This is a genomic window from Gordonibacter sp. Marseille-P4307, assembly GCF_900604965.1.
Taxonomy (GTDB): Bacteria; Actinomycetota; Coriobacteriia; order Coriobacteriales; family Eggerthellaceae; genus Berryella.
Genome location: NZ_UWPD01000001.1, coordinates 440,913 through 459,235, shown reverse-complemented (window position 1 = coordinate 459,235; position 18,323 = coordinate 440,913). Strand labels below are relative to the sequence as shown.

The 18,323-nt window shown below is 61.3% G+C and carries 15 protein-coding genes and 2 tRNA genes; 10 read left to right on the top strand and 7 right to left on the bottom strand.

Going from position 1 to position 18,323, the window contains the following annotated elements; translation table 11 throughout:
* Positions 1-52 precede the first annotated feature (52 nt).
* From EIH26_RS02060 to EIH26_RS02045, 4 genes are read right to left on the bottom strand one after another with little or no spacing between them, the layout of a single operon-like run.
* Positions 53-2,815: an FtsW/RodA/SpoVE family cell cycle protein gene (locus EIH26_RS02060; protein ID WP_124060542.1), complete on the bottom strand. Its 2,763-nt coding sequence runs from the start codon at positions 2,813-2,815 to the stop codon at positions 53-55.
* Entirely contained in the window at positions 2,812-3,927 is a 1,116-nt protein-coding gene (locus tag EIH26_RS02055) for a Stp1/IreP family PP2C-type Ser/Thr phosphatase (RefSeq protein WP_124060541.1), read from the bottom strand. The genes EIH26_RS02060 and EIH26_RS02055 overlap by 4 nt, the downstream gene beginning before the upstream one ends.
* Positions 3,927-4,340, bottom strand: a complete 414-nt coding sequence (locus tag EIH26_RS02050; protein ID WP_124060540.1) for an FHA domain-containing protein — start codon at positions 4,338-4,340, stop codon at positions 3,927-3,929. The genes EIH26_RS02055 and EIH26_RS02050 overlap by 1 nt, the downstream gene beginning before the upstream one ends.
* Positions 4,341-4,400: 60 nt before the next feature.
* Positions 4,401-5,612 (bottom strand): DUF3662 and FHA domain-containing protein, encoded by a 1,212-nt coding sequence (locus tag EIH26_RS02045; protein ID WP_124060539.1) that lies wholly within the window; start codon positions 5,610-5,612, stop codon positions 4,401-4,403.
* Positions 5,613-5,843: 231 nt separating this feature from the next.
* On the opposite strand from EIH26_RS02045, the gene fdhD reads away from it, so the two are divergent.
* Entirely contained in the window at positions 5,844-6,725 is an 882-nt protein-coding gene (fdhD, locus tag EIH26_RS02040; protein ID WP_124060538.1) for a formate dehydrogenase accessory sulfurtransferase FdhD, read from the top strand.
* A 5-nt stretch (positions 6,726-6,730) separates the two neighbouring features.
* On the opposite strand, the gene EIH26_RS02035 is transcribed toward fdhD, so the two are convergent.
* Positions 6,731-7,966 (bottom strand): amidohydrolase, encoded by a 1,236-nt coding sequence (locus tag EIH26_RS02035; RefSeq protein ID WP_124060537.1) that lies wholly within the window; start codon positions 7,964-7,966, stop codon positions 6,731-6,733.
* A 496-nt stretch (positions 7,967-8,462) separates the two neighbouring features.
* Positions 8,463-8,538 (bottom strand) — tRNA-Thr (locus tag EIH26_RS02030).
* A gap of 517 nt (positions 8,539-9,055) precedes the next feature.
* On the opposite strand from EIH26_RS02030, the gene EIH26_RS02025 reads away from it, so the two are divergent.
* From EIH26_RS02025 to EIH26_RS02000, 6 genes are all read left to right on the top strand, one after another.
* Positions 9,056-11,227 (top strand): MurT ligase domain-containing protein, encoded by a 2,172-nt coding sequence (locus EIH26_RS02025; protein ID WP_124060536.1) that lies wholly within the window; start codon positions 9,056-9,058, stop codon positions 11,225-11,227.
* A gap of 68 nt (positions 11,228-11,295) precedes the next feature.
* Complete coding sequence (locus tag EIH26_RS02020) at positions 11,296-12,882, top strand: LCP family protein (RefSeq protein ID WP_124060535.1); 1,587 nt, start codon at positions 11,296-11,298, stop codon at positions 12,880-12,882.
* A gap of 2 nt (positions 12,883-12,884) precedes the next feature.
* A complete protein-coding gene (gene rlmH / locus EIH26_RS02015) occupies positions 12,885-13,355 on the top strand; it encodes a 23S rRNA (pseudouridine(1915)-N(3))-methyltransferase RlmH (protein WP_124060534.1) in 471 nt (156 codons plus the stop codon).
* Between the two features lie 87 nt (positions 13,356-13,442).
* The gene (locus EIH26_RS02010) at positions 13,443-14,234 is read left to right on the top strand and encodes an exodeoxyribonuclease III (protein WP_124061749.1); all 792 of its coding nucleotides are present in this window, start codon (positions 13,443-13,445) and stop codon (positions 14,232-14,234) included.
* Between the two features lie 9 nt (positions 14,235-14,243).
* Complete coding sequence (gene folE, locus EIH26_RS02005; RefSeq protein WP_124060533.1) at positions 14,244-14,813, top strand: GTP cyclohydrolase I FolE; 570 nt, start codon at positions 14,244-14,246, stop codon at positions 14,811-14,813.
* Between the two features lie 105 nt (positions 14,814-14,918).
* Complete coding sequence (locus tag EIH26_RS02000) at positions 14,919-15,188, top strand: ACT domain-containing protein (RefSeq protein WP_124060532.1); 270 nt, start codon at positions 14,919-14,921, stop codon at positions 15,186-15,188.
* 108 nt (positions 15,189-15,296) lie between these two features.
* Here the strand turns inward: EIH26_RS02000 and mscL are convergent, their stop codons facing one another.
* Complete coding sequence (mscL, locus tag EIH26_RS01995) at positions 15,297-15,722, bottom strand: large conductance mechanosensitive channel protein MscL (RefSeq protein ID WP_124060531.1); 426 nt, start codon at positions 15,720-15,722, stop codon at positions 15,297-15,299.
* A 254-nt stretch (positions 15,723-15,976) separates the two neighbouring features.
* On the opposite strand from mscL, the gene EIH26_RS01990 reads away from it, so the two are divergent.
* The 3 genes from EIH26_RS01990 to EIH26_RS01980 all read left to right on the top strand — a co-directional run bounded on the left by EIH26_RS01990 (position 15,977) and on the right by EIH26_RS01980 (position 18,193).
* Positions 15,977-17,308, top strand: a complete 1,332-nt coding sequence (locus EIH26_RS01990) for a hemolysin family protein (RefSeq protein WP_124060530.1) — start codon at positions 15,977-15,979, stop codon at positions 17,306-17,308.
* A 142-nt stretch (positions 17,309-17,450) separates the two neighbouring features.
* Positions 17,451-17,528, top strand: a tRNA-Met gene (locus EIH26_RS01985).
* Positions 17,529-17,788: 260 nt separating this feature from the next.
* Positions 17,789-18,193 carry a type IIL restriction-modification enzyme MmeI gene (locus EIH26_RS01980; protein ID WP_206424657.1) on the top strand — a complete coding sequence of 135 codons (405 nt, stop codon included), beginning with the start codon at positions 17,789-17,791 and terminating at the stop codon, positions 18,191-18,193.
* Positions 18,194-18,323: the final 130 nt, after the last annotated feature.

Here is an 18,323-nt window from a genome sequence, read left to right as displayed (position 1 = left end):
TTATGCTGCATTTAAGTAGTTTCGGCAATATGAGTTACTAGAATAGCGCATCTTAGAGAAGTCCCTCTTGCTTAAGTGCCGTTTTCAACACATTTTGCGCTTTTGCCGCGCCATCGCCTTCGGTGCCATCCTGCTCGAGCACGAGGGCGACAACCACTTTGGGATCGTCTGCGGGCGCCATGCCCACAAACCAGCTGTCGTCAAGCTTCTTTCCCGTTTCGGCGGTGCCGGTTTTCCCCGCAACCTGAACGCCGGGGATCTGCGCTGCGGTACCGGTTCCGTTGCTCACCACGCCCTTCAGCACGTCGCGCACCTTGGATGCCACCTCGGCGCTAACTGCCTGGGAAAGCACGCTGGGCGATGCGGTGAAGCTGCGCTCGCCGTTCGCGTTGTAGATAGACTTGACCAGATAGGGGTTCATGACGGCGCCGTCGTTGGCGATGGCGCTTCCCGTCAGAGCCATCTGCAGCACGGTTGCCTGCGGGCCCACCACGGCGTCGTCGCCGACGGGCTGTCCGACTGCGGCCCAGGCCAGCTCCCAGTCGCTGAGGGTCTTGGGGTCGGCCATGAGGGAGGTGGCGGTGGGAAGATCGAACTTCAGGTTGGCGTTGAACCCGAACCTCTCGGCTCCCGAAACAAGGGCGTTCGCGCCGATCTTTATTCCCAGCTGGCCGAACGCCGTGTTCGACGACAGCTCGGTCGCGCGCTTCAGCGTGAGGGTTCCGTAGTCGTTGGAGTCGAAGTTGGTGACCTTGCCGCCCCCGATGGTGATCTCGCCGGGAGAGGTGAAGGTGGTGTCGGGCGTGGCGACGCTGTTTTCAAACGCGGTGGCCAGCGAGACGATCTTGAACGTCGAACCCGGTGCGTAGAGCGACTGGGTGGCGCGGTTGATCAGGCTTGAAGACGAGTCGTCGGTGCTTTGGGCGCTTGCCTTGATGACGGACTCGAAATCAGCCGCATTATAGGTGGGGCTTGAGGCCATGGCGATCACGGCTCCGGTTTCGGGGTTTATCACCACGCAGGCCCCCGTGTAGCCCTCAAGCGCCTTTTGCGCGGCGGTTTGGACGGTGGAATCTAAGGTGAGTTCGACGCTGTTGCCCGCCGTGGTGATGCCGGCCTCCTGGTTTAGGACGTCCAGCCAGGTTGCATGGTTGGTGGTTCCGGCGAGGGCTTCGTTTTGGGTGGATTCGATGCCGCTGGTGCCGTACTGATCGGACTGGTATCCCACCACCTGGCTTGCCAGCGATCCGGCGGGGTAGACGCGGCTGTACGAACCGTCGGCGTTCCTCGTGCTTTCGGCCAAGACCACGTTGTCGGCTGTGGTGATGGTGCCGCGCTGGATGCGCGCCTTTTTCGCCAACGTGTGGTTGTTGCCGGGCATGGATTGGTATTCGGCGGCGTTAACCACCATAAGCTGGGTCAAGTTGCCTACCAGCAGCGAGAACATCAGGCCGAACGCGATGATGGAGTGGGTAAGGCGCCTGCCCAGCGACACGCGGCCCAGCACGCTGTTGTTGTTGATGGTGATGGTGGCATTGGCCATTTCCTCGCCGACGCCCGTGGCCTCGTCGCCGCAGCGTAGAAGGAAGCCCACGGAGATGAAGCTTGCCAGAAGCGACGAGCCCCCCTGGCTGATGAAGGGCAGGGTGAGGCCGGTAAGCGGGATGAGTCCGGTCACGCCGCCCACGATGATGAATGCCTGCAGCACGATGATCGTGGTCAGACCGACGCACACAAGCGAGCTGAAGTCGCTTTTCGCGCGGCTGGCGGTAACGTAGCCGCGGATGGCGAGGCTTACGTACAGCAGCAGCACGCCCGACGCGCCCAGAAGGCCGGCCTCTTCGGCGATGGAGGCGAAGATGAAGTCGCTTTCGACCACGGGGATCTGGTCGGCCATCCCGTTACCGATGCCGCGTCCGAAGATATCGCCGTCGACGATGGAGTACAGAGCCTGGACCATCTGGTATCCGGCGCCCTGCGCGTCGGCGAAGGGGTCAAGCCAGTTCGCGACGCGGGTCTGCACATGCGAGAACGTGCCCCAGGCTCCAAGGAAGCCCACGATGATCAGTCCGACGCCCACGATCAGGTAGGTTTTCTTGCCCGTGGTCGCATACAGCATGGCCAAGAACACGAAGAAGAACACCAGGGCGCTTCCCAGATCCTTCTCGAACACGACCACCAGCAGCGCGACAACCCACATCACCAGCATGGGAAGAAGGGTGCGCAGGTCGGGTACGTGCAGCGGCCCCACCTTCATGGTGAAAACCGACAGCATCTCGCGGTTGGTGGAGAGGTATCCGGCCAGGAACAGCACGATGGCGATCTTGGCGACCTCGCCGGGTTGGAAGGAAAACGACCCGATGTGCAGCCAGATGCGACTGCCCAGGATCTCTTGTCCCAGCCCCGGGGCCATCGGGGACAGCAGCAGCGCGATGCCCAGCACCATGAAGGTGTACTTGTAGTTCGCGACCTTTTCGATATTGCGGGACAGCGCCAGCACGCCCACCATGGCCCCGACGCCTACGAACAGCCAGGCAACCTGGTTGACCGCCAGATCGGGCGCAAGTCGGGTGACGAAGCAGATGCCGATGCCCGCCAACACGAATACGATGGGCAGGATGGCGGGGTCGGCTTCGGGGGCGAACCGCCGCACGGCCAGGTGCGACACCAGGAAGGCGCCGAAGATTCCCAGCGGCACCCCCAGCGAGTTCACGGAAATAGACTCGCCCTGGTTCAAGGCCAGCATGGCGAATAGAAGTATGACGACGGGCGCCCCTATGACGAGGAGCGCAAGTTCGAGGTTGCGGCGCGTCAAATCCTGCTCGCCCCCTTCCGGGAGTCGATTTCTTCGCGGTATTGGTCTACCAGGCTATACGCCTCGTCCAGATCGGATACGCGCAGGGTGTCCTGGATACGGTCGGCGCTTCCCGCGGGAAGGTCGCCCACCTTCACGTCGGTCTTCTCGATCAGTTCCGAGTGGCTGAATCCCAGCACTTCGCCGGGAACCCCGCGGTAGATGGCCACGTAGCCGTCTTCGGCGGCGAGGTAGGCCGAGTGGTTCAAGTACCACCACGAGCCGTAGGCGCCGGCGGCCATCACGGCGATTAGCAGCATGAAGGCGAACGCGACGGTGATCTTCGCGCGGCGCGCGATGCGGCGGATCTGCTTTTCGCGCTGTCCCACGATATCGATGATGATGACGGTGATGTTGTCGACGCCGCCTGCGGCGATTGCTTCGTTGACCAGTTGGGAGGCGCACCGCTGAGGGTCTTTCACGCGCGTCATGATGGACTCGATCTGCGAGTCGCGCAGCATGCCCGTCAGGCCGTCTGAGCACAGAAGCAGTCGATCGCCGGCTTGAACGTCGATCTCGAACAGATCGGGTTCGGTGGCAGGATCGTTGCCCAGCGCTCGGGTGATGACAGAGCGGTTGGGGTGCGACCGCGCCTCTTCGGGCGTCAGCTGGCCCGCTTCGATCATGTTGGCCATGAGGCTGTGATCGCGCGTGATCTGGTGCAGGCGCCCGTCGCCCAGAAGGTAGGCGCGCGAATCCCCCACATGGGCGATGACCAGCTTGTCTTTATCCAGAATTGCGGCGGTGCAGGTGGTGCCCATGCCCTCGCGTCCGACACTCTCCGATGCGGCCTTGATGATGGCGCGGTTGGCCTGCCTGACCGCTTCCGCCAGCGCCAGGGCGTCGGGATGTTCGGGAGCGTGTTTGGCGATGGTGCCGACGGCGATCTCGGAAGCGACCTCGCCGGCGGCGTGCCCTCCCATGCCGTCCGCCACGACGTAGAGCGGAGGCGCTACGATTAGCGAGTCTTCGTTGTGATCGCGCACGCATCCGACATCGGTGCGGCTCCCGAAAGGCGTGATGGCGCCTTTGCGCGAACGTTCGGTCGAGCGGTAGGAACTGCGGCGGCCCATTAGCTGTGCCTCACGCGAATGGCCACGTCGCCGACGTTGACGATGTCGTTGTTACGCAGTGCGGAGGGCCCGCTCAACAGCTGGCCGTTGACGGCGGTGCCGTTGGTGGAGCCCAGATCCTCGACGAACAGGTTCTGCCCCATGAGGGTGAATCGTGCGTGGCGCGCAGAGACGTAGCCCGCTCCGATGACGATATCGGCGTTGGGGCTGCGGCCGACGATAACCGGCCCGCGCACGACGATGGAAACCCCGCGCAGTTCTTTGGGACCCTTCTCGACAGACAGGTTCCAGGTCCGCTCTTTCTTGCGCTGCCCTCGCACCAGTCCGATCCCCGTTCGCATGACGGCGAACAGGAACACGAACAGCAAAGCGACGAACAGAAGTCGTCCGGCAAGCAGAACGACGTCGATCATAAAGCGCTCCTAAACAACAGTGGTAACGTACGGACCCGTGAACGGGGATAACGAGCGATGCTAGCCGACGACGAACTGGAAGTTGGTCTTGCCGATGGTGAAGGTGTCGCCGTTTTGGAGCGTCTGCACGGTGATGGCGGCCCCGTTCACCAGGGTTCCGTTGGTCGAGCCCATATCGGTGAGGGTCCAGTATCCCTGGGGGGACAGGCGAAGCTCGGCATGGCGCCGGCTGGCGGCCGAGTCCTGCACGACGATATCGTTTCCGGTTCCGCGACCCAGCGTGATGTGGGCGCCGGCCAAATCGTAGGTGCGCTGGTAGGCGCGATCGATCACGCGGGCGCGCCTGCTGCCGGCCAGCGGCAGCGAGTTGCCGCTGCGGGTTGCGTAGCTTCCGTTGTCGGGACGGGCGGATGCGGGAGCGGCGCCGCCGACGGGAATGGGCGGTGCCGCCGGCGCCCCGCCGAGCCGCGCGGCGCGATCCTGCTCGAGGGGTTGGCTGGTTCCGTACAGGGCGCGGTTGCGACGGTCCCTCTCGGCTTTCGAGCGGTAGTCTTCGAAGTCCTCGCTGTCGAAGGTGTACTGACCGTAGTCGATGGAGTAGTCGATCTCGTCTTCCGGGACGTAGGGAAGCGGCGGCTTGCGCGCCGGGGCCCCGGCGCGTTCGGCGTATCCGTCCAGCGCGGGATCGTTCAGGTTCTGGGAATTTTGCTGGGCATAGCCGGCGTGCACGGCTTCGGGCGCGTAGGCGTTCTGGCCGTATTCGCCTGCGGTGGGTCGGGCCTGGCCTCGGACGGCGCGATCGGATGCGCGCTGGGCGTAGCCGGGTGCGCTCTGGGGTTTGGCCGGGGCGGCCACGATGCCGTAGCGCACCAGCTCCTCTTCGCGCAGCTGGGCGACGATGGGCGCGGCGACGGCCTCGGCGATAACGTCGAACTTGCCGTGCTTCAGCGTTTCGTCCACCACGAAGCGCACCAGTGGCTGGCCGTCCATGACCAGGCCTTCCTCGGCGGCTTTGGCATTCAGGTAGGTTTCGGTCTCGCCTGCGAGGGTGGGGTAGTAACCGAAGAGGCGCTCGTCGTCGCCGGGGTTGACCAGGATGGTGTACAGCGTGGGGGCGAACTGCTTGCCTGCGCCCACCATGGTTTCGCGCCTCATCTGCTTTTCGCATTTCTTAGCTATCTGAACAGGCGAGATAGGCGCGTCGAACATTTTGTTGGCGGCACCTTCCAGCGTGTCTTCCATCTTGTTCTCGAAGCGGGAAAAAAGGCCCATGCGATCTCCTAGCTCGCCAAAGGTTCGGCGGTGTTGCGTTTATGCTGCGTTCGCTTGCCGGCCCTTCCAGGCGCGTCGGCGTCCATTTCCAGGCGGCACGGCTATCCAATTCTCGATATTGCCACAGCCCCGTGTTCATGTGCGGGAATTTGCCCAAATACCATCTAATTCATACCTGGGATGTCCTAGGGTTTTCAGGTGGCGAGAAATCGAAGTACGTACGGGGGCAGCATGGAATCTCTTGACCGATCCGAACAGCAGGAAGCCGTTTTCCGGTATCCGGCCGAGGTGTACCTGAGAGACGGCCGCCGCAGCTTCGAAGGGGAAGATGTTCAGGGCGAGCACACCCTTGACGTGTATCTGGACGGCAGGCTGAGCATGCGCATCGTCTGCTCTCCGTTCGATTTGCAGGAGCTGGTGTTGGGGAGGCTGTTCACAGAAGGGGTCATTCATTCGGTAGACGACGTCGAGTTCATGTACCTTTGCGAGCACGCGACCATCATTCGCGTGCTGCTAAGGGAAAAGCGCGCCTTCCGCCCGGTATCGGCTCCCATCGTCCCGTCGTGCTGTACGGGCAACAAGGTGTTCGAGGCGTTGGAAACCGTCGGTCAGGGCATGAGACCCGTGACGCCGGTGCCATGGGATCCCGCTTGGATCTTTCGGCTGGCCGATGCGTTCTCGGGCGACACGCCCATGCACCGGCGGACGTTCGGGGCCCACAGCTGCTACCTTGCTATTGGGGAAAACGTGCTGTACACCTGCGAGGATCTGGGCAGACACAACGCGTTCGACAAGGTGATCGGCTGCGCATTGCGCAACCGCGACGACCTATCGCAGGCGATCATCTACACCAGCGGGCGCATTCCCGTGGACATGGTGACCAAGGCCATCCGCGCGGGCATTCCCATCCTGGTATCCAAGGCGGTTCCCACCGATCTGACCATCGAGTTGGCGCGCCAGTTCGACCTGACGCTGATCTGCGCCGCCCGGCCCGATTCCATGAAGGTGTACAACGACCCGCGCTGGGAGAAACCACCCGCCACGATGGGGGAGTGGAAGGTGCCGCGCCTGTTCGACGCCCCGCCTTCGCCCGATGACGAGGCTGTGTTCTAGGGGGATCAGGCCAGTTGGTCGGCGGCCCACTGAGCTGCGGCCATCGACCCTTTGATCAGCACGCTTTCGTCCACATTGTAAAAGCAGCTGTGCTGAGGGTGCACGCATCCCAGCTTCTCGTTGCGCGCTCCCACGAACACGAACACGCCGGGTACGCGGTTCAGGTACTCGCTGAAGTCTTCGCCCGACAGCGTTCCCCGATAGGTGGCCAGGGCGTCTTCTCCCAGCACGCGCTCGATCGAGCCGCGGCAGATCGCGGTCTGCTCGGGGTTGTTGGACAGCCCGGGATTGCCGTTCTCGTAGGAGAACGTGGCGGTCGCGCCGAACGCCGAGCACACCTCGGTGACGATGCGCTCCAAGCGCTCGGGCACCTCCGATCGCATCGCGTCGCTCCAGGTTCGGATGGTTCCCGTGAGGTAGGCCGAGCCTGAAACGATGTTGCGCGCCTCTCCGGAGTGGAACTCTCCGACGGTTACCACCACCGGCTCGAACGGGGACGTGTCGCGGCTCACCAGCACCTGCAATCCGGTGACCAGCTCGGCTCCCACCACAACCGCGTCGATTCCCTTGTGGGGCATCGACCCATGGGAGCTCACCCCCTTGATATCGATGCGGAACCAGTCGGTATGGGCCATGCGCTGTCCGGGTTCGCACGAGATCGTGCCCGCCTCGACCTCGCTCCAGATATGGGCGCCGTAGATGGCGTCGACTCCCTCGATGGCTCCGGCCTTGATCATCATCATGGCGCCGTCGGATATTTCCTCGGCGGGTTGGAAGATGATGCGAACCTCGCCTCTAAGGTGGGTTTTCAGTCGCGTGATCATGTCGATGGAGCCCAGCATCATGGAGATGTGGCAGTCGTGTCCGCAGGCGTGCATGACGCCCTCGTTGTACGATTCGTACTCGACCCCGGTTCTTTCCGTTACGGGCAGCGCGTCGATATCGGCGCGCAGGGCCACGCGCCGCCGCGGGTTTCCCTGGGCGTCGTAGGCGTCGGGCGCTTCTCCGCGGATGGTGGCGATGATGCCGGTGCCGGCGACCCGCTTGTGCTCGACGCCCAGCTTATCGAGGATGGTTTCGATGTGGAGGGCGGTGCGGAACTCCTGACCGCTAAGCTCGGGATGCATGTGGAAGTAGCGGCGCGTCTCGATAACCCGGGGCTCTATTTCCCTTGCCGTTCTCTGTATGGTTCGGGTGGTTTCGGGACTTGCTATGAATCGAGCAGTTGAGTTCGCGCTCATGAAGGGTCCTTTCGGCTACGTCCTAACTTATCGCAGTATGACTCTATCCCATCGATGTGCTCGTTTAGGCTTCGAGAGATGGTGTGCCACATCGGATCAAGTATGAAGTTGACGCCTTCCTGGGCTATATCGGCTCTGAGGTCTTTGGTCTTTTGCAGGCATGCTTCTCTCCTATCAGAGAAAAACCTCCGTCATCGGCGCTCTCCGTATGTTGGAGGGTCGGTGGCGGAGGTTGGTTAACAGATACAGGGACGCAGAAAGTGTTTGTACCCATGTAGGACTCTAAGCTTTGGGAGGAATCCAGTCAATAGGGGTTTGACGATCGGCGCATAGTATGACGTGCGACATCGATGCTAATTGCGACGTAATGAGGAAAAGCCTGCAGGGCCGTAAAAATCCGTAAAAACTTATAGGAACCAATACCCCCTTATACCCGGAAATATGGTTTCACCGGAAAATGAAAAGAGGTCAGACAAGCGTCTGACCTCGTTCTTTGTGGAGCCAACGAGCGGATTCGAACCGCTGACCTACGCATTACGAGTGCGTTGCTCTACCAGCTGAGCCACGTTGGCGCATGCGCTCTTCCGAGTGCAGGAATGCAGTATACCCAACCGCCTGGCAACCTGCAAGGCATCGTCGCTTTCGGGTGCGGTGCGTAGCGGGGGCTAGAAACGAGACGGCCCGCAGAGAAAGGGGGTTCTGCGGGCCGTAGCTTGTTCGGGCAAAGGGGGTGCCCTGGGTGCGAGCAGGGTAGGAGGGGAAGGAGGACCTGCTCGCCGTGTCAACAAAAGAGGAGGTTGTCAATCCGCTTAGGAAGAGGTTCGCCCTGCTTCCTTTGCGATGGCTACACTCTCTCACGTTTTTCTATTGTGTGCTATGAAATTGCGGGATCTTTACCATGTCGGGATGTTCCCGTTATCGCAACGTTATGTAGTGTCTGCCTTCGGGGGGGTATCGGGGGGCATCTTCCCGCTTCTGTATATAGTGCTTCGTTTTCTCATGTCGACCCTCGTTCCCGTATAATTGACGGCACTGCACCACCCGGCCTGGATTTCGGTCGGAAACGAAGCAATCAAAACGGAGGAACGGATGGGCTTGCGATTTGTCGGCGCCCGCGCCCTTAGTGCTTTATCTACCTGGGGATTGAAGAACGTGTTTCGACGTCCCGCAGCGAACTTTCCCGGAAAGATCGCCCTTTACGCCGATTCTGCGCTTCTTGCGCACCTTCGCCCGCGCCTGACGGCGGGATCGATTCTGGTTGTGGGGACGAATGGGAAAACCACCTGCACGAATTTGCTTGCCGATGCCGCCGAGCGCGCCGGTATGGAGGTGGTGTGCAACCGAACGGGGGCGAATCTTGACTCGGGGGTTGCCACCGCGCTGCTTCACGTGAAATCCGCCAATTGGGGCGTGTTCGAAACCGACGAGCTGTGGCTGTCCAAGATTCTGCCGTTTCTGCAGTCGAACTACGTGCTGCTGCTGAATCTGTTCCGCGATCAGCTGGATCGCGTGGGCGAGATCGACCATATCCAGAACAGTATCGTTGCAGCGCTGGAGAAATCTCCCGACACCGTTCTTATCTACAACGCCGACGACCCGCTGTGCCAGGCCATTGCCGATCGCTGTCCCAACAAGACGGTGGCGTTCGGAATCGGCCAGGATATGGGGCTCGACCAGAACACCGTGGCCGATGCGCATATCTGCCAGCGGTGCTCGTCGCTTGTGGAGTACGACTACCGCCAGTACGGCCAGCTGGGAAGCTATCGCTGCCCGAAATGCGGCTTCTCGCGTGCGCATCTGGACTATGCGGCCCAGCGTGTGGCGCTTGACGAGGCAGGGTTGTCGTTCGACGTTCAGGGAACGTGCGCGCTCGATCGCATTGCGGCTCCGTTCAGCGGCGTGTACATGGTGTACAACCTGCTTGCGGTATACGTTGCCGCCCAGGCTCTGGGCGTCTCGGCGGGAGTTCTCGGCGAAGCCATCGAGGCGTTCGATCCGAAGAACGGCCGCTTGCAGTCATACGACATCGCCGGTATGCCGATCTTGCTGAATTTGGCCAAGAATCCAACGGGATTCAATCAGAACCTCAAGCTGATCACCCAGGGAGAGGGAAGGAAAGTCGTTGCGTTCTTCATCAACGACAAAGAGGCCGACGGAAAAGACGTTTCGTGGCTGTGGGATATCGATTTCCAAGAGCTTTCCCAGATCGAGGGCTTGGTTGCATGTGCCGGCGGCGCCCGCAAGCACGACATGCAGGTGCGGCTGAAGTACGCGGGCGTTCAATCGCGCCTGGTGGAAAGCGCAAGCGAGGTTCTTTCCCTTGCGGCGTCGGAGTGCCCTGACGCGCGCGTTTACCTTATAGCGAACTATACGGCGCTTCCCGCGGTGAAGGCCGACCTCGATCGAATTGCTCGGTCGGACTGTTCGCTCGACCAGATCGCGCAGCAGCACCCGCCTCAACCCCGGCTGGAGCAAAGCCCGGCCCCCGACGTTCGCGAAGGGGTCCGTCCGCTGGTTATCGCGCACATGTTTCCCGATCTGCTGAACCTGTACGGAGACGGCGGCAATGTGACCGTTCTTGCTTGGCGCCTGCGGCGCCGGGGGCTTCCCGTAAGCGTCGTGCGCGTGGAATGCGCGGACGATTTGGACTTCTCGCAGGTGGACATCGTGTTTCTGGGGGGTGGCCCCGACCGCGAGCAGCGCCTGGCCTCAGATGGGCTTCTTGCTATGCGCGACGACCTGTCCGCATACGTCGAAGACGGCGGCGTTGCGCTTGCCATTTGCGGGGGGTACCAGATCGCAGGATCGCTGTGGCTGATGGGGGACGAATCCGTGCCGGGTTTGGGGTTGTTCGATGCCCAGACGAGGCGGGCCGAAGGGGGGTCCCGCAACCGTCTGATCGGCGACGTGGTTCTGGATACCGCCTGGTCCAGCACGCCTGTGGTGGGGTACGAGAACCATGCGGGCCGCACGTACCTCGCTTCGGGCCTCGATCCGTTCGGGACGGTGCGCGCTCAGGTGGGCAGGGGAAACAACGATGCCGATCACGCTGACGGCGCAGTGTATCGCAACATGCTGGGCACGTATCTGCACGGTCCGCTTCTGTCTAAGAACCCCGAGGTGGCCGACGAGCTTCTGCGCCGAGCATACGAACGCCGGGCCCGCCTCGACAACACGGAGGAAGTGCGGCTGGATCGGATCGACGATGCGGCCGAGCTTGCGGCGAACGAATTCATGCGGAGGCGCCTGGGCGCGCTTTAGCGTTTCGGCGTCTCGAGAACGTAGAGGGCCATTGAAGCGAACGATAAACGCACGATAGGAGATGGCGCATGGCGGCTTGGGACGACTGGGCTCGAAGAAACGGCGGAATCGAGCCCGAATACGGAGAGAACGGATACGATCCTCGTTACGAGGAAGGCGTGGGCGACGGGTTTTCCGACATCGAGCCGCAACGCCCTCGCGGCTCTCGGTCGGCGGCTCGCTTGGCCCGAAAGTCGCGCGTGCCGATTCCCGACGACAACCGCGCAGCTCGCACCAAAAGCAGTTACGGTCGCGAGAACTACGAGCGCCGGGGCGATGCGACGGCTCCCGGGAAGAAGCGTCGGGGCGGAAAGCTGCGCATCGCCGGCATCGCACTTGCGGTGGTTTTGGCGGCGGGAGCGGGGCTGGCCCTTGCCGCGAACTGGTACCTTAACGGCAACCTGCACGGGTATCTGGGGGGATCGCTTGATAACGTTCTGGTGAAAACCGACATGGCGAAAAAACCCTTCTACGTGCTGCTGATGGGCACCGACGAAAGCGCCGAGCGCGACAACGACGAGTATTTCGGCGGGACGTTCCGCACCGATAGCATCATGCTGGCTCGGATCGATCCGGTGAACAAGAAGGTGGCCATGGTGTCCATCCATCGCGACACCCTTGTTGATCTGGGTGAACACGGACAGCAGAAGCTGAACGCCGCCCATGCGTTCGGGGGCCCCGCGCTTAGCGTCAAGACCGTGTCGAAGATGGCGGGCGTCGATATCAACCACTATGCCGAGATAAACTTCGACGGATTCAAGGAAATCGTCGATGCGCTGGGCGGCATCGAGGTGGAGGTTCCCGTCGAGATCAACGATTCCGACGCGGGCGGCCACCTGGACGCGGGCCTTCAGACGCTCAGCGGCGATCAGGCCCTTATCCTGTGTCGCTCGCGCAACACGTACGGCGACTACGCCGATCCCGACTCGATGCGCGCCGCCAACCAGCGCCTGGTGCTGTCCGCCATTGCGAAGAAGATGCTGTCGTCCGATCCGGCCACCATCGCCTCTACCGTATCGGCGCTCAGCAAGCACGTGACCACCGATCTGAACGTGACGGACATCATCGGGCTGGCTCAGACGATGCGGGGGCTTGACCCCCAGACCGACATCTATACGGCTATGGAGCCGGTGACTTCCAAATATGTCGATGGGGGATGGTATACCTACACGAACGAGGCCGAGTGGAAGGCCATGATCGCGCGTATGAACAACGGCGAGCCGCCTTCGAGCGAGGCGATCGTGGACGAGACGTCCGGTACGGTGATCGCCACCACGGGTGAAGAGCTTACCGCCGCGCAGAAAAGCGCCTCGGTTTCGGTGAGGAACGGGTGCGGTGTCGCGGGGTTGGGTGACAAGGCCGCAACGAAGCTTAAAGAGGCCGGATTCACAAACGTTTCCACCGGCAACGCCGAAAGCTTCGATTACGGCAAAACCGTCATTGTGTACAACAGCGCAACCAACAAGTACGAGGCCGAGCAGATAGCCGGAGCGCTTGGCGCGGGAACCGCCATGATGAACGACGGCAACTACATTCTCTCCTCCGACTTCCTGGTGGTTCTGGGGTCCGATTGGGCGGCGCTTTCCGATGCGGAATCGTCGGGAAAGGCTTCCTAGCCATGCGCTTTACCGTAATCGCCGTGGGAAGGCTGAAAGAGCGCTTCTGGGCTGCTGCGTGCGACGAGTACCTTAAACGCCTGCAGCCTTACGCCAAAACGTCGGTGGTCGAGCTGTCTGATATCGACCCGCGCAAGGCGGGCGGCGAAGCCGAGGCGGTTTCGCGGGAGGGCGCGGCCATCTGCGCGGCCCTGGGACAGCGCACGCACGTGGTGCTTCTGGCCATCGACGGAAAGCAGCGGTCAAGCGAATCTTTTTCGGAAAGGCTCGATGCGCTCGCCCTTTCGGGTGCAAGCGATATATCCTTTGTGATCGGTGGATCGTGCGGGGTGAGCGCCGAAGTGCGCGCGCGTGCGAACGAGACGCTGTCGTTCGGACCCATCACGTTGCCGCATAACCTGGCGCGCGTGGTGCTTCTCGAGCAACTGTATCGGGCTCAGCGCATTTCGCGCGGCGAGCCGTACCATAAATAAGCGATCAGCCGCTGCGTTTCGGGGTCTGGGTTCGATGGGCCGCGATCATCGGGTGCAGCCGAAGGCTATCAGATGGAAGGGAAGCCCATGCGCTTCGTGTCGTGGAACGTGAACGGCCTGCGTGCCGTTGCCAAGAAGGGGTTCGACGAGATATTCGCCCAGTTCGATGCCGATATCTTCGCCCTGCAAGAGACCAAGCTCCAAGAAGGGCAGATCGAGCTCGACCTGCCCTGCCACTGCGATTACTGGAGCTATGCGGAAAAGAAGGGGTATTCGGGAACGGCGGTGTTCTCGAAGCGCGAGCCCTTGCAGGTTGTGCACGAGCTGGGCATTGCCCAGCTGGACACCGAGGGGCGCATCGTGGCGTGCGAGTTTCCCGAGTTCTGGTTCGTCGACGTGTACACGCCCAACGCCCAGAACGGCCTTGCCCGCATCGACCACCGTATGGCCTGGGATGACGCGTTCCGCGATTTCTGCAAGGGCTTGGAGTCGGGAATCATGCCCGACGGGGCGGAGGCGTCCTCGCCGAAACCCGTGGTGATGTGCGGCGACTTCAACGTGGCCCACAACGAGATCGACCTGAAGAACCCGTCGTCCAACCGCGGAAACGCCGGATTCTCCGATGAGGAGCGCGGCAAGTTCACCGAGCTTCTAAACTCCGGGTTCACCGATACGTTCAGGATGATGTACCCTGATCGCGAGGGCATGTATTCGTGGTGGAGCTACCGGTTCAACGCGCGCGCCAATAATGCAGGGTGGCGTATCGACTATTTCCTGGTGAGCAATTCGGTGGCCGATCGAGTGGAATCGGCTGCCATTCACAGCGAGGTGTTCGGGTCGGATCACTGCCCCGTCTCCCTCGAGATCTCGTTTGAATAAGGATTGAGCATGGATTTGCAGAAGATCGAAACCGGCGTGCGGATGATTCTGGAAGGCGTGGGCGAAGACCCGGATCGCGAGGGTTTGCGGAAAACTCCCGAACGCGTTGCGCGTATGTACCAGGAGGTGTTCGCGGGTCTGACGCAGGATCCCCGCGAGCATTTCGAGACGCTGTTCGACGAGGGGCACGAAGAGATGGTTCTGGTGAAGGACATCCCCTTCTACTCGATGTGCGAGCATCATCTGGCCCCGTTTTTCGGGAAGGCCCACGTTGCCTACATTCCTTCGACGGAAGGAAAGATCTGCGGGTTGTCGAAGCTGGCTCGCCTGGTAGAGGTGTTTGCGCGTCGTCCCCAGGTGCAGGAGCGTCTGACCTCGCAAATTGCCGATACGCTGGTGGAAGAGCTGGGGCCGAGGGGCGTCATCGTGGTGATCGAGGCCGAGCATATGTGCATGAGCATGCGCGGGGTGAAGAAGCCCGGTTCGTCCACGACCACCAGCGCGGTGCGCGGAGCGTTCAAAACGAACCAGGCCACGCGCAACGAGGCGATGCACCTTATCTTCGCGCGGCGCGATTAACCCGTCGAAACCCCGTTAGTTTTTACCTGTTGGCCGTTGTCGCGGTATGGGGCGGCGGTTGCACGCTAGACTTGTCTTCGTTGGCATTCGTTGAAAGGGAGCTGTATGAAGTGCGTAATTTCGGTTTTGGGCAAGGACCGCACGGGTATCGTCGCCGCCGTTTCAACGACGCTGGGCGACTGCGGGGCGAACATCAACGACATCAGCCAGACCATCTTGGGCGAGATGTTCTCGATGACGATGCTGGTTACGCTGGACGAGGCCGTGGCCGATTTCAACACGGTGCATGATCGCCTTGGGAAGACGGCTGACGAGCTGGGCGTGCAGATCACGCTTCAGCGCGAGGACGTGTTCCAGTACATGTACAAGATCTAGCGCGCAGGACTGCCGCGCGATACGAGGAAGGCCCCGCGTCGGCGGGGCCTTCTGCATGATGGCGACCGGTTGGCGGCGCCGTCCATAAAGGCGTTGCAGTGCCGACCGCTAGGCAGCGGGACGCTCGAACTCGCCGGCGCAGTGCGGGCAGCGCGTGGCGCCCTCCTTGACTTCTTCGAGGCAGAAGGGGCAGGTGGGAGCTGCTTTTTCCTGAACGGGCTTCTTACCGATGGACATAGCCTTGTTGACGACCTTCACCAGGAAGAACACGACCAAAGCGATGATCAGGAAGTTGATGATCGCGGTGATGAAGGCGCCGAAGTCGATGCCCTTTGCGGTTCCGGGAACGGGGATGGTCAGGCCGGACACCTCGGTGCCGCCGCCGGAGATCAGCACGATGAGCGGGTTGATGATGTCGCTCGTCAGCGATGCGACGATCGCGGTGAAGGCTCCGCCGATGATGATGCCGACTGCGAGCTCCATAACGTTGCCGCGCATGATGAATTCTTTGAACTCGGCAAGAAGATCTTTCATGCAGGTTCCTTTCTCGTCTTGAGGGAGTGTTCCCAGGTTGTTAGGCGGCCTGCCTCAAAACTCGCATGCGAATCTTGTGGCAAGCCGCCTGTATCCACTATACGCTATTTAATTGCGGAAAATAATCTTGTTGTCCATATTGGGATCCGTCTGTTTCCGATAGCGGTTGCTTTCGTGATTACCGCAGACCACCTGCGGTTGTTTATAATGGAGAAACCGAATCGATACCCCTTCCAAGGAGAGTTAAGCACCCTATGCCGCTACCGCTTAGTTTGTTTCTGGTTGCGTTGTTTCTGGCGATGAACGCCTTTTTCGTTGTTGCGGAGTTCGCGATGGTGCGCGTCCGCCCCTCGCAGATCGATATCGCGGTACAGGAGAAAAAGCCCGGGGCACAGGCCACGAAAGTGGTCACCGAGAATGTGAACGCGTATCTTTCCGCATGTCAGCTTGGCATCACGTTGGCTTCCTTGGCGCTGGGCTGGCTGGGCGAGCCCGCGTTCGCGCATCTGATGACCCCGGCGTTCGAGGCTTTGGGTCTGCCCCAGGTTGCCCTGGCCCCAACGGCGGTCGCGATCGGCTACATCATCATGACGTCGCTGCACGTGGTGGTGGGCGAGCTCATCCCCAAGTCGTTCGCCATCTATTCGACCGAGAAGTTCGCTCTGATGACGGCTCCCGTGCTCAAGGTGTTCTACGCCGTCACGTACCCGATCATGGTGTGCTTCAATTCCCTCACCGATTTCGTGATGCGCCTGGCGGGCCACGAGGCGGCCGACGAGCACGAGGTGTATACCGATGAAGAGATCAAGCTGCTGATCGACGAGTCGACGGAAAGCGGCCTGATCGATCCGGAGCGCAACGCCATCGTGGACAACGTGTTCGATATCGGAGAGAAGGACGCCGAGGCCATCATGACCCCGCGCACCGACTTGGTATGCCTTGACCTGGAGGACTCGTTGGCCGAGAACATGCAGCTTGCGCGCAATTACAAGTACACGCGCTATCCGGTGTGCCGGGGGGATAAGGATCGCATCGTTGGGTTCATTCACGTGAAGGATCTGTTCACGGCACCGAAGGGAATGCCGCTCGAAGAGATGCGGATTCGCCCCATCGAGGCGGTTCCCGAGGGCATTCCCGTGGCGAAGCTGCTGCAGATGCTTCAGCAGAGCAGCGGGAAGATCGTGGTGGTGGTTGACGAGCACGGTGGCACGTCGGGCATCGTTACCATGTCGGACATCATGGAGCAGATCGTCGGCAGGATGCAGGACGAGTATCGGCATGGGGACGACGGGCGCGTCGAGACGCTGGAGGACGGCGCGGTGGTGATCGACGGATTGAGGCCGATCGACGAGACCGTGGAGCTGTTGGGGTTCGAGCCCGAAGAGGCGTCCGAGTGCGAGACTGCGGGCGGGTTGCTGTTGGTGCTGTTCGACCGCATCCCTGCCGAGGGCGACGAAGTGTCGGTGGAGGGGCACGGCAAGCGGGCGCGCTTCACCGTGATGGCTATGGACAAGCTGCGCATCGACAGGATTCGCGTGGAGCTTGAGACTGTTTCCGTTGACGATTTGGGTGAGGAAGGTCAGTAGGGCTTCTTTCGGGAAGATGTTTCGGGCGATGCGCGCATCGGTAATTGTGAAGCTTTGAGGGTAAAGCCGCTTTTGTTTGAATGATCGCGCCGTTGGTGATAAAGTGTCTCTTCGCTGGTTTGCACGAATCAGCCACACATAGTGCGGGGTGGAGCAGTCTGGTCAGCTCGTCGGGCTCATAACCCGAAGGTCGTAGGTTCAAATCCTGCCCCCGCGACCAAGAGTTTCAGCAGGTTAGAAGGTTAAATCTTCTGACCTGCTTTGTTTTAGGTGAGCCTTTTCTCATAAATACTGAGCAGAATAACTTGGGCAGTGATGCCAAAAGAAACTGCTTATCGCGAACAGTTAAGCGCTGTTCGCTGGTCTATCATTTCCCAGGACGAGGCCGAAAGACCATGGGCGAATGACGGTTGCGACGGCTGTGACGGTTCCAGGCGGGTAACCCCCGCAACCGTCACAGCCAACGAAGAGGCGGAGACGATGAACCAGGTTCAGCAGAAGGCGGCGTCGCGGGCGTTCGTGGAGCGTTGGCGGGCGGAGCCGGGCAACGAGGAGGAGCAGTCGCGCTCGTTCTGGATCCAGCTGCTCGAGGAGGTTCTGGGCATCCCCAACGCCACCCACGTCCTGCAGTTCGAGCGCAAGGTGCGCGGCCGCAAGATCGACGTGTTCTACGAGGACATGGGCATCCTGATCGAGCAGAAGGGGCGCGGGATCTCGCTCGACGAGGCCACCGTGCGCAGCAAGAAGGCGGGGGCAGAAACACCCTACCAGCAGGCGCTCTGGTACGCGAACAACCTGCCGTTTTCCGTGCGCCCGCGCTGGGTTCTCACCTGCAACTTCGACGAGGTCCGCATCTACGACCAAGAGAAGGAAAGCCCCTGTTAGGACTAATGTAAAAACAACCATTTCCACCAGCGTATAAGCGCCGGATGCGCCAACGTATTCGCGCCATTCCAACCAACGTACTTTCACCGATTCGACCAACGGGTCGGGGCCCTGCGCTTCTTGCATGCAC